This is a genomic window from Pseudomonas sp. HK3 (genome assembly GCF_052920985.1).
On sequence record NZ_JBREXD010000003.1, the window covers coordinates 850,141 to 862,776 of the forward strand.

The 12,636-nt window shown below is 42.1% G+C and carries 15 protein-coding genes and 1 pseudogene; 7 read left to right on the forward strand and 9 right to left on the reverse strand.

The window, feature by feature from the left end; translation table 11 throughout:
• Positions 1-3: 3 nt before the first annotated feature.
• On the reverse strand, positions 4-951 hold the full coding sequence (locus ACU6U9_RS19455; RefSeq protein ID WP_446736639.1) for a LysR family transcriptional regulator: 948 nt from the start codon (positions 949-951) through the stop codon (positions 4-6).
• Positions 952-1,027: 76 nt separating this feature from the next.
• Between ACU6U9_RS19455 and ACU6U9_RS19460 the strand changes: the two genes are divergently transcribed.
• Positions 1,028-1,606, forward strand: coding sequence for a YecA/YgfB family protein (locus ACU6U9_RS19460; RefSeq protein WP_446736640.1), 579 nt, complete (start codon positions 1,028-1,030; stop codon positions 1,604-1,606).
• Here ACU6U9_RS19460 and ACU6U9_RS19465 read toward each other — a convergent pair.
• From ACU6U9_RS19465 to ACU6U9_RS19475, 3 genes are read right to left on the reverse strand one after another with little or no spacing between them, the layout of a single operon-like run.
• A complete protein-coding gene (locus ACU6U9_RS19465) occupies positions 1,603-2,862 on the reverse strand; it encodes a PP2C family protein-serine/threonine phosphatase (protein WP_446736641.1) in 1,260 nt (419 codons plus the stop codon). The two genes, ACU6U9_RS19460 and ACU6U9_RS19465, sit on opposite strands and share 4 nt — an antisense overlap.
• On the reverse strand, positions 2,831-3,295 hold the full coding sequence (locus ACU6U9_RS19470) for a response regulator (RefSeq protein ID WP_446736642.1): 465 nt from the start codon (positions 3,293-3,295) through the stop codon (positions 2,831-2,833). Before ACU6U9_RS19470 ends, ACU6U9_RS19465 begins: the two co-directional genes overlap by 32 nt.
• 2 nt (positions 3,296-3,297) lie before the next feature.
• Entirely contained in the window at positions 3,298-3,603 is a 306-nt protein-coding gene (locus tag ACU6U9_RS19475) for an STAS domain-containing protein (RefSeq protein WP_446736643.1), read from the reverse strand.
• Between the two features lie 117 nt (positions 3,604-3,720).
• Between ACU6U9_RS19475 and ACU6U9_RS19480 the strand changes: the two genes are divergently transcribed.
• Entirely contained in the window at positions 3,721-4,155 is a 435-nt protein-coding gene (locus ACU6U9_RS19480; RefSeq protein WP_446737203.1) for a YbaN family protein, read from the forward strand.
• On the opposite strand, the gene ACU6U9_RS19485 is transcribed toward ACU6U9_RS19480, so the two are convergent.
• Entirely contained in the window at positions 4,121-5,533 is a 1,413-nt protein-coding gene (locus tag ACU6U9_RS19485) for a substrate-binding domain-containing protein (RefSeq protein ID WP_446736644.1), read from the reverse strand. The genes ACU6U9_RS19480 and ACU6U9_RS19485 overlap by 35 nt on opposite strands.
• Before the next feature lie 161 nt (positions 5,534-5,694).
• Positions 5,695-6,021, reverse strand: a complete 327-nt coding sequence (grxD, locus tag ACU6U9_RS19490; protein WP_446736645.1) for a Grx4 family monothiol glutaredoxin — start codon at positions 6,019-6,021, stop codon at positions 5,695-5,697.
• A 157-nt stretch (positions 6,022-6,178) separates the two neighbouring features.
• On the opposite strand from grxD, the gene trhP reads away from it, so the two are divergent.
• The 4 genes from trhP (at position 6,179) to ACU6U9_RS19510 (ending at position 9,242) form a co-directional block, all read left to right on the forward strand.
• A complete protein-coding gene (gene trhP / locus ACU6U9_RS19495) occupies positions 6,179-7,510 on the forward strand; it encodes a prephenate-dependent tRNA uridine(34) hydroxylase TrhP (protein ID WP_446736646.1) in 1,332 nt (443 codons plus the stop codon).
• A gap of 83 nt (positions 7,511-7,593) precedes the next feature.
• Positions 7,594-8,121 (forward strand): glutathione peroxidase, encoded by a 528-nt coding sequence (locus tag ACU6U9_RS19500; RefSeq protein WP_446736647.1) that lies wholly within the window; start codon positions 7,594-7,596, stop codon positions 8,119-8,121.
• Between the two features lies 1 nt (position 8,122).
• Complete coding sequence (locus ACU6U9_RS19505) at positions 8,123-8,542, forward strand: thiol-disulfide oxidoreductase DCC family protein (protein ID WP_446736648.1); 420 nt, start codon at positions 8,123-8,125, stop codon at positions 8,540-8,542.
• The gene (locus ACU6U9_RS19510; RefSeq protein ID WP_446736649.1) at positions 8,535-9,242 is read left to right on the forward strand and encodes an SDR family NAD(P)-dependent oxidoreductase; all 708 of its coding nucleotides are present in this window, start codon (positions 8,535-8,537) and stop codon (positions 9,240-9,242) included. Before ACU6U9_RS19505 ends, ACU6U9_RS19510 begins: the two co-directional genes overlap by 8 nt.
• Here ACU6U9_RS19510 and ACU6U9_RS19515 read toward each other — a convergent pair.
• Together ACU6U9_RS19515 and ACU6U9_RS19520 are read right to left on the reverse strand one after the other, a co-directional pair.
• Positions 9,232-9,636 carry an STAS/SEC14 domain-containing protein gene (locus ACU6U9_RS19515; RefSeq protein WP_446736650.1) on the reverse strand — a complete coding sequence of 135 codons (405 nt, stop codon included), beginning with the start codon at positions 9,634-9,636 and terminating at the stop codon, positions 9,232-9,234. The two genes, ACU6U9_RS19510 and ACU6U9_RS19515, sit on opposite strands and share 11 nt — an antisense overlap.
• A gap of 692 nt (positions 9,637-10,328) precedes the next feature.
• A complete protein-coding gene (locus ACU6U9_RS19520; protein ID WP_446736651.1) occupies positions 10,329-10,799 on the reverse strand; it encodes a hypothetical protein in 471 nt (156 codons plus the stop codon).
• Positions 10,800-11,364: 565 nt separating this feature from the next.
• On the opposite strand from ACU6U9_RS19520, the pseudogene ACU6U9_RS19525 reads away from it, so the two are divergent.
• Positions 11,365-11,448 (forward strand): annotated as a pseudogene (locus tag ACU6U9_RS19525) (transposase family protein); the annotation flags it as partial.
• Positions 11,449-11,478: 30 nt separating this feature from the next.
• On the opposite strand, the gene ACU6U9_RS19530 reads toward ACU6U9_RS19525, so the two are convergent.
• A protein-coding gene (locus tag ACU6U9_RS19530) for an IS3 family transposase (protein ID WP_446736237.1) occupies positions 11,479-12,635 on the reverse strand; the annotation gives its coding sequence in 2 pieces (ribosomal slippage) (positions 11,479-12,377 and positions 12,377-12,635; 1,158 coding nt in all).
• Position 12,636 lies beyond the last annotated feature (1 nt).

Consider the following 12,636-nt stretch of genomic DNA (forward strand, 5'->3'; position numbering starts at 1 on the left):
CTATTATTCAGCGTCGCTTGAAGATGAATGCTTTAACTCATCTAAACTAAGTTGTTTTTTGACATATTGCTCGGTGCACAATTTAATGTATTTAGCTAGCAACTCAGTGGCAGGACCGGCAATGGATTTATTCGCAAAAACTAAATATAGATTGCCCGTTTTTTGATAATCTTCTTCTAAATCTAACGGCAAAAGCTGACCTTTTTGAATGTACTCGCACGCTTCATGTAACGGAATCCAAGAAAAGCCAAGGCCTTCAACAACCAACTGCCTTGCACTTTCTAGGTTTGTCACCGTCCAGCGTAAGTCCGACCCTAACCAGCCCGAATCGCGGTTTTGTTTAACAGCCGAGTCCTTTATCACTACATGCAGGTGCTGGCTTAAATCGCTACTAGCAACCTTGCGCCCCAATTGATGCAAAGCATGATCAGGGTGAGCCACTGCTATAAAATCGATACTCATGAGTTTTTCACCCATGAAGCCAGGCGGCACCCAAGGTGTAATTGACAGGTCAACTTTTTTCTCAAGCAATACCTCTGCCGCACCTGATAGCACTTCTTCACGCAATAACATTTTACAGCCACGGCTTTCAGGGAAGAACTGTTTAAATGCACGAATTAAAATGGCTTTTGGAAAAATAGCATCTGCGGCTAAAGCCACTTGCGCCTCCCAGCCTTGCTCTAAACTGGCCGCGACTTGTTCTATTTCAATGGCATGATCAATTAAATGGCGAGAGCGCTGGAGCAAAGCTTCCCCTGCGCTTGTGAGTACGGCCTTGCGGCCTTCGATGTGTAACAGCTCCATGCCTATTTGTTCTTGCAGTTTGGCAACGGTGTAGCTGATCGACGACTGACTTTTATGAAGCGCTTCTGCTGCTTGCGCATATCCGCCATGATCCACTACGGCCTGTAATGTCCGCCATTGCTCTAAAGTTACTCTGGGTCCACGCATGGGCTATCAATCTGCTAAAGTCTGGTATACTGCAGCATAAATCAGTCTATCTGTTAATTACAAGCGAACAAGCCACATGACGACGACCGCCGCCTTGAATGAAGATCAATTAGAAACCCTAGCATTATTTTTAGAAGACCAAGCTGAAGACGCTGAAGGGCTCGATTTCTTTGCATTACACGGTTTACTGACAGCGAATGCGGTCAGCCCTAAGACACTGTCAATTGATGCGCTCATACCCATGATTTTCAATGGCGTGCCACAGTGGCCAAAAGACAGCGTAAAAGCTGAGATCATCAGCCTAATTAGCCTTTTGCAAAAAGAAGTGATTGAATTAGTTGAGTCAGGCCAAAGCTTTCCGGTTCCGTGTGACCTGAATGTTGAGGGAGATGAAGACGGCGAGGCTGCACCACTAGAGAATTGGGCGATTGGCTTTATTCTATTAAGCATCGAACAACACAAAGACTGGTATGGCAAACACGAAGAAAATGCAGCGGAATTACTTTTCCCTATTGTCTACGCTTCAGGCCTGAATGCAGAAGATGATGCTTTCGCTGATATTGATGACGATGAACAATTAAGCCTACAAGTATGCGCCAGTATTCCTGACAATCTGATCGATTTGTTTTTGCTTTACAACGGCGATGAAAGTTAATCGTCTAAGTTTAATTTTTGATTGACAGGAAAGTCGGCTTCAACTGCACACCCATTTTTCATGTATTCAGTGCGCTTACACACTCGGTGTATAAGCGACACACCTCGGCCAAAGGAGTCTTCACCGGCTCCTTCCATGATGGCACTTACATCAAAGCCACTGCCGGAATCTTCCATTTTTATTCTCAGCACTAACTCTTTTTCTTCGTCATAAATCAATTTACAACTAATTTTAATGTAGGCATCTTTTAACAGACTAAGACGCGTCCTTCGTTGATTGTAATATTCTATGAACCCTTCTTCTGTGCGTTTCATATCAGATGACAACTGTAAAATCCCATGCTCAAGAGCATTACTATACAATTCAGATAGCAGTAATCCAATTACGTCTCTATTAGGGCGCAGCAATGTTTGTGCACCCAGTACAGACATGATTTCTTCAACAGGATTAGCTCGCTGTAAGTCCTTAACATCTAAATTAAAGCGAATATTCCAACGAACGCCTTCGTATTGAATACTTTCCTCAATGACGTCTCCTCGAATAGACACTTTTCCTCCACTGACTTCCACCAAGGTAATATCATCGTGTTGTTCCGCACCCTGAGTGAATGCATCCAGTTTGTTTAATACGGAGCCAAGTGGGTCACTAACACCGCTGACAAAAACATTTTTTAAACCTTCTTCAGTGAAAAACTCACCTTGAGGATTTTCGGCTTCAACAATGCCATCGGTAAACAGTATAATTTTCTCCCCTTCTTCTAGCTTTTTAACTTCAAACCCTTGGCTAAAGTTTTCGTTTGACTCAATTCCTAGTGGGATATTTCTAGATACAATGGCTTCTTTGATAACGCCGTCGGCAGCAATAATATAGCCGTCAGGTAAACCTCCCGACCAAAGTTGTACACTGTTACCATGTGAATTCAATTCAAGTAACGTTGCACAACAAAACATATAATCGGGCAGCATCGATAACAACATTCGATTAAATTCACTCGCAATCTCACCCACACTTAAATGACGATTCACCAATTGATCAAAACTATTGGCTATTGGTAATGTACCAATCGATGCACCAAGACCATGGCCGGTAAAATCCCCCAAAAAGACATACAAACCACCACTAGGGCTTGGGGCCGATAATAAAATGTCGCCATTAAACGTGGAGGCAGGTGCGATGTGACTGCGTAAATTACGGCAGTCGCTTAAGTTATGTTCTAACGCACGGTTAAATATATGGGAGACAATACCTTTTTTCACGCTCCCAACGGCTATTGTGTAATGTCAGTTCTGTGTTTTTTTCTTTAATTTGTTGGGTTAATTCACGAATTCGCAGGTGAGCTGAAATTTTGGCTTTTAGTACCGCTTCATTGTAAGGCTTAGATAAGAAGTCATCGCCACCTGAGTCTAGGCATTCGCTGAGTGCTTTATCATCTTCTAAGGCCGTTAGAAATATAATGGGGACATGTAAACCCCCATCATTACAAAGGTCTTTAATTTTCTTAGCGGCTTCGAGCCCGTCCATAACCGGCATCATTACATCCATTAATACAATATCAATAGAGGATTCTTGAAACAGATTAACAGCTTCTAAACCGTCTTTTGCTTCAATAATTTCATGACCTTCATCTTCAAGTAGCCATACCAAAATCGCTCTATTGGTGGCTTGATCGTCAACAACTAAGATGCGCATAGTTATATAAACTTAAATTTTTTGTCAAAGTGTGCAATTGAGAAGATTTTCATTAAATTTGGCTGGCAGTTTTTGATTTCTATCTGTCTATCTTCCGCACCAAGGTGGTTTTTCATATTCAATAGCATCCCTAATGCCGAGCTATCAATATATTCTGTCTGAGCTAAATCAACCACAAACTTGTCGCCAGCCCCCTGTTTTTCCGAATAAGCATCCCGAAACTCTTCCAGGATATTGAAGTCAAATCGCCCTTTTATGGCAATCTGTAAAACACCACCACTATTATCAACGCTAACAATGCTCATCATGTTTCCTCTATTAAGCCTTTGTAAGATAAAGAATAGATGCTGCAATGGTGTTTTGCTCAAACAAGTGATAAATTTTTGCGTTACCGTCACTTAATTATCAAAAGAAACCCGTATTTAATGCCCAGTCCAACTAAAAGCCGTCATAACATCATAATATGGGGATTACTCACTATCGGCTGGGTAAGTGTTTGCTTGGGGGTACTAGGCATATTTTTACCCCTGCTGCCCACAACTCCGTTCTTGCTGTTAGCGGCCGCGTGCTTTGTACACTCAAGCCCACGCTTTTATCAATGGTTAGTTGGGCACCCAAAGCTGGGGAAATATGTGCTGCACTACTTAAATGGAGAGGGTTTACCAAAAAAGGCGAAGGTTTATACCATCGCCACTATTTGGCTCACAATGAGCATTTCTGCCTGGCTTGTGGTGCCCATTATTTGGGGGAAGTTACTTTTAGTATTAATTGGCGGGTGTGTCAGCATTTATATTTGGCGCTTACCCACGACAGATGCCGCGAGTGCTAGCGCAACCAAACTTCAACGCGACGATTCTTAACCTTAGACGCCCCTTCAAATGAGGCCACTGGATTAAAATCACCATATCCTGTGGTTTTGTCTGAGTATATGCCGAGCTTTGATAACTCGCGCTTCACCGCCATTGCACGCAACTTAGACAATAATTTAGAGCGGTGCTCGTTTTTACGTTTATCACCAAAGCCAATTAGCAATAATTTAGAACCAGGCGACTGTTCGCGCATAAAATACACTAATCGCTGTATGTCCTTTAATGCTTTGTTGTCTAGCTGGGCGCTGCCTTCTTGAAAACGAAAGTTAACGCTTAAGCGCTTGGCGCCACGCACCATTTCGACATAATCATCCGGCATGTTCTCCGCTTGTGCCGCCGCCATTGATTCAACATTTTGTGAAATAAAACCCTCACTTCGAACAATGGATTGCCCCTTGATGCCCTGAGCAAAGCGCATAAACTCTTGCACATAGGCATTCGCTGGCTGGCGATGCGTATAAAAGAAAAGACGGCGAGACAATGCGTAATCTTCTGTGGCAACCGTTAACTGCGACGGTTTAAACGCTTGCGTTGGACCATCACTAATAGCCAAAAGCTTACTTTCACCGACAAAAGCCATACCGATAAAACCAATACCGCCTTCGTTTTGCAGAACGTTTCTCACTAGGTTTTCACTGGATTCGAAACGGCGAGCATCAGCACTCAGCTTAAAACGCTTGCCAAGCACCATATTTTTAAAGCTATCCCACGTGCCTGAGTTTTCATCCCGTGCAAACAAAGCGATTTTTACATTCGGGCCGCCTAATTCAGACCAGTTAGTAACCTCGCCTGAATAAATTAAACCTAGTTGCTCTTTATTGAGCTGATTAATGCTATTTTTTGGATTTACAACAATGGCCAAGCCATCAATGCCAAGAATGTGTTCTGATTCTGGGTTCAACAGATTTGAAAAATCCTGCGCTGCCAGCACCTCTTTCTCTTTAACCGGACGCGAAGACGCCCAAATGTCAGCATCACCCTGGATTAAACTTTTATAACCTGTGCTAGAACCATGCGCAGCAATGGCTACTTGAACCGTTTTTCCTAGATCTGGAAAATCACCTTTAATCACTTTCTCGTTTGCTTCAGCTAACGACGACACACGCACATTTTTAGCTCCTTTTGCTTCTAGGTAAGCCATCACCATATTGGGGCCTAAGCTTTCACCCACTGTATTAGAGCCATGAATCGTGAAGAGCGTGTGCACAGCAGAGCCGCGTGGTAGTGTATCTAGTGGCTTTGGCGTTCCTTTAATGGCCATCTTTGCCTGAGACCAGCGTAATTGTTGTTCAGCCGAAATAGAGCCATGTGCTAGACCAATAATCAAAAAGCCAGCTAAAAAGGCCAATAAGCGTGATTTTTGTGTCATTCTAAAACCTGAATATTTTTAATTGGATGCAGGCTAACTTTTAATTGTTACAGTAATGTTACAGCCATCTTAAGCTTATGGTTACTAGGCTTTTAAGCTTATTAACCCTATTTTTGACATAAAAAAACCGCCCGAAGGCGGTTATTCGAACTCGGCTTATTTTAAGCTTCGTCAGGCACTGCGGCATCAATCAATTTTTTCAATTCACCGCTTTCCGCCATCTCAGTAACGATATCGCAGCCGCCTACCAACTCACCTTTCACCCACAACTGCGGGAACGTTGGCCAGTTAGCATATGCAGGCAAGTTCGCACGTACATCTGGGTTAGATAGAACATCAACATACGCAAAACGCTTACCGCATTCCATCAACGCTGACACAGTACGGGCCGAAAAGCCGCACTGTGGCTGGTTTGGATTGCCCTTCATATAAATCAGGACATCGTTCGATTCAATTTGCTCTTTAAGTTGCTCAATAATCTCAGACATAAATAGGCTCTCATCTGGTGTGCTAAATTTGCGCCATTTTAAACAATAACCTAGTCCATTACTAGGATAAGTAAGCAGCTGCTTGCTTGACCTCAATCAAAGCCCAAACAACAAAGGCAGGCATAATGCGCCGCTTTATCATAAATGGGCGCACATCATGAAAACCGAGTTACTAAGTCCCGCAGGCACCCTCAAGAATATGCGTTACGCCTTCGCTTATGGCGCTGACGCAGTTTATGCCGGCCAGCCTCGTTATAGCTTAAGAGTCCGCAATAACGACTTTGATTTAGCCAACCTAAACATCGGCATTCAAGAAGCACACCTGCAAGGCAAGAAATTTTATGTGGCCAGCAACATTGCCCCACACAACAAAAAAGTGCACAGCTACTTAAAAGACATTGAGCCTGTGATTGATATGAAGCCAGACGCGCTTATTATGTCGGACCCAGGCCTAATTATGTTGGTCAAAGAAAAATGGCCAGACACCCCTATCCACCTCAGCGTACAAGCAAACACAGTCAACTTTGCCGCCGTCAAGTTTTGGCACAGCCAAGGCATTGAGCGAGTCATTTTATCAAGAGAACTCTCACTGGATGAAATTGAAGAGATACGCATGCTTGTCCCCGAAATGGAGCTAGAGGTTTTTGTCCATGGGGCATTGTGCATCGCCTATTCCGGTCGTTGTTTATTAAGCGGATACATTAACAAGCGAGACCCTAATCAAGGCACCTGCACCAATGCCTGTCGCTGGAAATACGACACCCATGATGCCAAACAAAATGAACAAGGGGACATCATTCTCAAAGACACCGCGAAGATATGGCAGCCAGAAACCACTCTGGGAATTGGCAAGCCAAGCGATGAACTGTACTTACTGGAGGAGCCCGGGCGAGCGGGTGAATTAATGCCAGCGTTCGAAGACGAGCATGGCACTTACATTATGAATTCAAAAGATTTGCGCGCCATTCAGCACATACAGCGTTTAGTTGATATGGGTGTTCACTCACTGAAAATCGAAGGCCGAACTAAAAGTCATTATTATGCTGCCAGAACCGCTCAAACTTATCGTCAAGCCATTGATGACGCGCTTGGCGGTCAACCCTTTGATAAATCCTTAATGGATACACTAGAAGCACTTTCAAACCGAGGTTACACCGAAGGCTTTTACAGACGCCATGTGCATGATGAATATCAGAATTACGAAAGAGGGACATCAAATAGCACCAAGCAACAGTTTGTCGGTGAGGTTATCCAAGAAATACACCCTAATTTTTTAACCATTGATGTTAAAAATCACTTTGAAGAAAACGACCAATTAGAGCTCATGACACCTGCTGGCAATATACGGTTTACACTAACGGGCATGCTCGACACCAAGCAGCAACCGAGGACAGTTGCGCAAGGCTCCGGCATAAAAGTGTTAATCCCAAAACCTAATGGATACGTAGACAATCAACATGCGTTACTGATGCGAGACCTTGAAGAATAAGGCACAACCCTTTAACCCAGGCTGGTTTAAATCCATTAATGTCTCTGGTGCGTATAGTATGTAGGTCTTGATCTGGGTATACCATGAAACTATATGCACTTTTATTACTAATCAGCCTCCCACAGCTTGCATTGGCCCAATGCCCTGACTGGCTGGATATTTCTATCGACAAACTGCACAGCCGTGATGTCATTCAACTGTGTAAAGTCATTGAAAACAAGCCATTACTCATCGTTAATACCGCCAGCCATTGTGGTTACACCAAGCAATTTGGAGGCTTAGAATCATTACACCAAAAATATAAAGACCAAGGCTTAGTGATTTTAGGGTTTCCATCCAACAGCTTTAATCAAGAAGCAAGTAACGAAGCTGATACCGCAGATGTTTGTTACCAAAACTTTGGTGTCAGCTTTATTATGAGCAAACCCGTCATAATCAAAGGCGATACCACACACCCTATTTTCAAACACCTAAACGCACAACAGGGTGAAGCCAAATGGAATTTCAATAAATATTTAATTGATGCTAACGGCCATGTTTTAAAGCGTTACGATAGCTGGATAAAACCAAACTCAAAACAGTTTATACAAGACATTGAGGCGAGACTTTAATATGCCTAACAATGACGAAAAAATAACCGTATTTTATGACGGCCACTGCCCATTGTGTGATTGGGATATTAACCATTTAAAGAAAAAAGACAGTGAAAATAATATTGAATTTGAAGACATTAAGAGTGAGTCGTTTTCAACGAAGTACCCAAACCTCAACAAACAGCAACTCGATGCATTGTTGCATGTACAGCAATCAGACGGTCAGTGGCAAACAGGATTAGATGCTACCTACTTACTTTGGAATACAGTGGGCGCAGGCAAGTGGTTCTCACCATTAAAATGGCGCTGGTTAAGGCCAATACTAAAACCCTGTTATTTAGTATTTGCTAAATATCGCCACAACATCACCTCTGTACTGTTTCCCAAAAGAGCCGCACACCTTGTCAATAAAACAAAGCAAGAGACACATCATGAATAGTATTGTCATTGGTGCCAGCAGCTCGATTGCCCAAGCAATTATCAAGAAAATTAACATACAAAATGAATCCGTCATTGCGATTTCGAGTCGCCCTAATGAAACACCAGACAATTCAGTTATAAACCTGTTATGCGACTATTCTACGGATAGCATTTCTAATACCATAAACCATATTAAGCAGTTGGACTTGTCGTCCATTGATCGAATTTATATTTGTAACGGCGTGCTGCACAATGACACGATTGAAGTCGAAAAGCGTTTAGAGAGTATAGAGAGTGATTCTTTTATGGCCCTCATGCATAGCAATGCACTCATTCCTATTCTTTGGTTACAGGCTCTGCTGCCGCTAATTAAACATCAACAATGCAAAGTAACAGTATTTAGTGCACGCGTTGGCAGCATATCAGACAATAATCTAGGAGGGTGGTACAGCTATCGAGCAAGTAAGGCTGCGCTTAACATGTTATTAAAAAGTGCCAGTATCGAATACGCAAAAAGAGCAAAAGGCATAAAAATACTCGCCTTTCATCCCGGCACAACCGACACACAACTCAGTAAACCGTTTCAAAAAAACGTAGCAAAAAAACAATTATTCACACCTGAATTTGTTGCCCAACAACTTGAGGGCATTCTGAGCAACCTTGAAACAGACGGTAAGCTCAGTTTTCTTGACTGGCAAGGCAAAGCAATTAGCTGGTAATGTCACTAGAGTGAGTATTCGCCAGCCACTCTAAAGCATCCACCACATCATCAAAATATTTCACATCACCGGACACAAACCACTCACCTATTTTTGCAGCCACTTGCAACCAGCGTTTATTGCCGCATATGGCAATTTTTTCAAATTCGCTACCATGCTTTAGGCCTAGTTTAAGGTCATCCCACGCCGCTCTTAATTCCCAGCCTTCTAATTCGGTGGCATCAAATAAAATATTCGCTTTTGGATGCTCAACTTTTGCCAGCGCCCCATCAACCATAGGGGTTATGGTTTTATAATCTTCATGGGTCAGAGTGCCAACCGCCTTAATAGAGATATAAACCTCGTGATCGACGCGCTCGATTCCAATGGTCAAGCCATGACGTTTAAGCACCATAAGTTACTCCAAAAAATCACTAATTTTTGGCAACCATACCCGTTACATGGTTATTGTTCATGATGTACATCAGGGTTCATTCAATAGACACAAAAAAGCCCTCTTGCGAGGGCTTTGCATCCATTGGCTCAATTGCCAATTTAGTATTTCAATACTGAGCAATGTCAGCAAACGTCATGTATGTGATTACCACTTCATTTCGCCCGTGGCTGCGTTTGCGCCAATAGCTAAGTCATCATCTTCTTGCACTCTGGGTAAGCGGCTTTAATGGCGTTAATTAACCCCCCTGAGTGCCTAGCTAAGGCAGCCCCTGCCAAATTTTAACTATGAGTGTCTGAATGATTCATTCCCCATGCACCCATAAATTACTCCTTTAGTTTATTGAATAGCTAACGAGGCTGTAGAAAAACACACAGCCTAAATTTCATTATGAAAATAGAGTAAAAATCACTCTATAAATACGCCTCAGTTTAAAATCCATATAGGTTTTACCATTAAACTTCCTTGAAATTTAACGTAGAGCGCGCTCTACTTTTCTCTTTGAGGTTTTTCTACAGCCTCAACGATTTGCATAAAGGGCGTGCTTTAGCACGTCCAAGTCCGCAGTCTTTTTTGCGGGCGATCTTTGATGCACTTGTTAGCCGATTTCTATTGCAGAAGTTAGTAAACCATATTCTTCTATAACTTCGTTATCACCGATAACATACCAAAGTTCCATCCAACACTCTATTTGCACCCTTTAAGAAATCGAGGTTTAAAAGTTTTTCATATGGTCGATTAAACATAGCAAACTCGTCTTCAGTGTCTTGCAACTCGTATTCATATCTTTCAGGCTTTGCGTGCGCCAGAGTGTTTCTTGCACTTTGTAGTGAGTCAAATACACTATCTAACCCCTCAATATGATCGACATCTAACTTCGAAAGTACCTTCTTGCGTTTCGAGTGATATGAATCTTTTTCTTTAAACTTTTCTCGAAACAATCCAAATCCAGCCATATTTATCAAAGCTTCTGCTAAAAAAGCATGTGAGATCAAACATGCCTTTATGTCTAACGTAAGACCAGTGGTATCAGCTGAGAGCTGTTTTTTTTCAATACCGTCAAGCTGATACTGAGCTAAGCTAGCCAAATCTGAATGAGGGTTATATTTAACTTGAAACTTCAAGATGCCTCCTGTTGGCTAACATTTTAATAGTGCGCATGCTCATTTTTGCATTTTTAACCACCCTATCAAAAGCGCTATAAATGATTGATTAATAAATACTTATATTAAATAAAGGCTGATTTTATCCAATAAAAATGAGCACGCCGTTTTTATCCTAAATCATAGGGTCTCATGATTTAGGATTCGAATTTGATAAGCTATTGAATCTAAAGCATTTTGGGATTATTGAATAGACAAAAACGAGAACTTTTTCTATTTTTCGAGCCACTGTACTTAAATTTACCGTAAAACTTAACATCAACTGCGGGTGTATGGCTCTTCCCCTGATCTGGTGGAAATTTAGCAAAATACCATTTGAATCTGATAAATCAGGCCTCTAGATTTTGGAGGTCAGCATGGATCAGCGCACCTTATAGAATAAAATTCTGCAGCTTAAGGCACCATGGGAAGTATCCGGTGTTCGTCTTGAGGAAAGCTCAGGTCAAATAACGGTTGTGGTGAGTTGTAATGCGTCTTCAATGTCATGCCCTAATGCGATATTGATTCAAAGCGATACGACTCTAAAATAAGGTAATGGCGTCACCTTGATACCTGTCAGTTTCAAACAATAATTGAGGCTGATGTCCCTAGGGTAAACTGTAAAGAACATGTGTAGTGGTCAAGTAAATCTGGCCACAGTTTAAGAGGCTTGAAAGAATAATCCTTCTGCCTCATTTGGAGTCTTCCCATTATTATGCTGGTGTGGTCTCAACTGAGAATAATAACCTGCGATATAATTTGTTATCGAATATTCAGCCTCAGCAAAATTGCTATACCCATATTTCGGCATCCATTCTGTTTTTAAGCTTCTAAAAAATCGCTCCATTGGTGCATTATCCCAGCAATTACCTCGACGACTCATGCTTTGTTTTATCTGGCAGCGCCATAGTGTTTGCCTAAACTTTCTACTGGTGTAATGCATACCTTGATCGGAATGGAACATCACTCCTTTAGGTTGCCCTCGGCTTTCATAGGCATGTTGTAAAGCTTTACTGGTTAACTGACTATCTGGCGATAATGAGAGCGCCCAGCCAATTAGCTTGCGGGCGTATAAATCCATTACCACAGCTAAATAAGCCCATCTTTTCCCGATCCAAACATAAGTGACATCACCACACCAAACTTGATTAGGTGCGGCCACATTAAACTGGCGATTAAGTAAATTGGGCACTGCAAGGTGCTCGTTATTTGCTTTCTTGTACTTCGGCGCAAAAGGTTGTTTGCTAATTAAATCCAAGTACTGCATGGCTTTTCTTGCCCTGTAGCGGCTTAATTTAATACCTGATTGAGTCACCATCGTACTGATTGTTCTAGCGCCCGCAGAGCCGTTACTTAGCCTGAACATTTCCCGAATTCTACTATGCAACTCAATCGTTTTAGAGGTAAGTTTTTCTGGGTGACTTAACCAATATTTAAAACTACTGCGATACACTTCAAATACATTGCATAGCTTCGTAACGGCGTAGCTCTCTTTCAGCTTCTGGACTAACGAGAACCTCTCATCGAGTCCGACATCAAGAGAGCGGTAGCCTTTTTTAGGATTTCTTTCTCTTCTTCAATGTCTTTAATTCTCTTTTCCAGCTCACGAATTTTGATTTGATCAGGGGTCATTGGGGATGCTGCTGGTATTCCACCATCACGTTCAAGTTTGAGCTGTCTTGCCCACTTATCGACGGTGGATTTACCGACATTCATTAACTCAGCAGCTTCGCGTACAGAATAATTTTTATCAACGATTAGTTGTGCAACTTCTAAACGAAATTCGGGTGTAAAATGCTTTCTACCTTGCTTACTCATA

Coding starts and splice junctions, on each gene's coding strand:
- ACU6U9_RS19480 (WP_446737203.1), top strand. CDS start 3,721: ATGCCCAGTCCAACTAAAAGCCGTCATAACATCATAATATGGGGATTA.
- ACU6U9_RS19515 (WP_446736650.1), bottom strand. CDS start 9,636: ATGGTGCTTAAACGTCATGGCTTGACCATTGGAATCGAGCGCGTCGAT.
- ACU6U9_RS19475 (WP_446736643.1), bottom strand. CDS start 3,603: ATGATGAGCATTGTTAGCGTTGATAATAGTGGTGGTGTTTTACAGATT.
- ACU6U9_RS19470 (WP_446736642.1), bottom strand. CDS start 3,295: ATGCGCATCTTAGTTGTTGACGATCAAGCCACCAATAGAGCGATTTTG.
- grxD (WP_446736645.1), bottom strand. CDS start 6,021: ATGTCTGAGATTATTGAGCAACTTAAAGAGCAAATTGAATCGAACGAT.
- trhP (WP_446736646.1), top strand. CDS start 6,179: ATGAAAACCGAGTTACTAAGTCCCGCAGGCACCCTCAAGAATATGCGT.
- ACU6U9_RS19485 (WP_446736644.1), bottom strand. CDS start 5,533: ATGACACAAAAATCACGCTTATTGGCCTTTTTAGCTGGCTTTTTGATT.
- ACU6U9_RS19510 (WP_446736649.1), top strand. CDS start 8,535: ATGAATAGTATTGTCATTGGTGCCAGCAGCTCGATTGCCCAAGCAATT.
- ACU6U9_RS19500 (WP_446736647.1), top strand. CDS start 7,594: ATGAAACTATATGCACTTTTATTACTAATCAGCCTCCCACAGCTTGCA.
- ACU6U9_RS19455 (WP_446736639.1), bottom strand. CDS start 951: ATGCGTGGACCCAGAGTAACTTTAGAGCAATGGCGGACATTACAGGCC.
- ACU6U9_RS19460 (WP_446736640.1), top strand. CDS start 1,028: ATGACGACGACCGCCGCCTTGAATGAAGATCAATTAGAAACCCTAGCA.
- ACU6U9_RS19505 (WP_446736648.1), top strand. CDS start 8,123: ATGCCTAACAATGACGAAAAAATAACCGTATTTTATGACGGCCACTGC.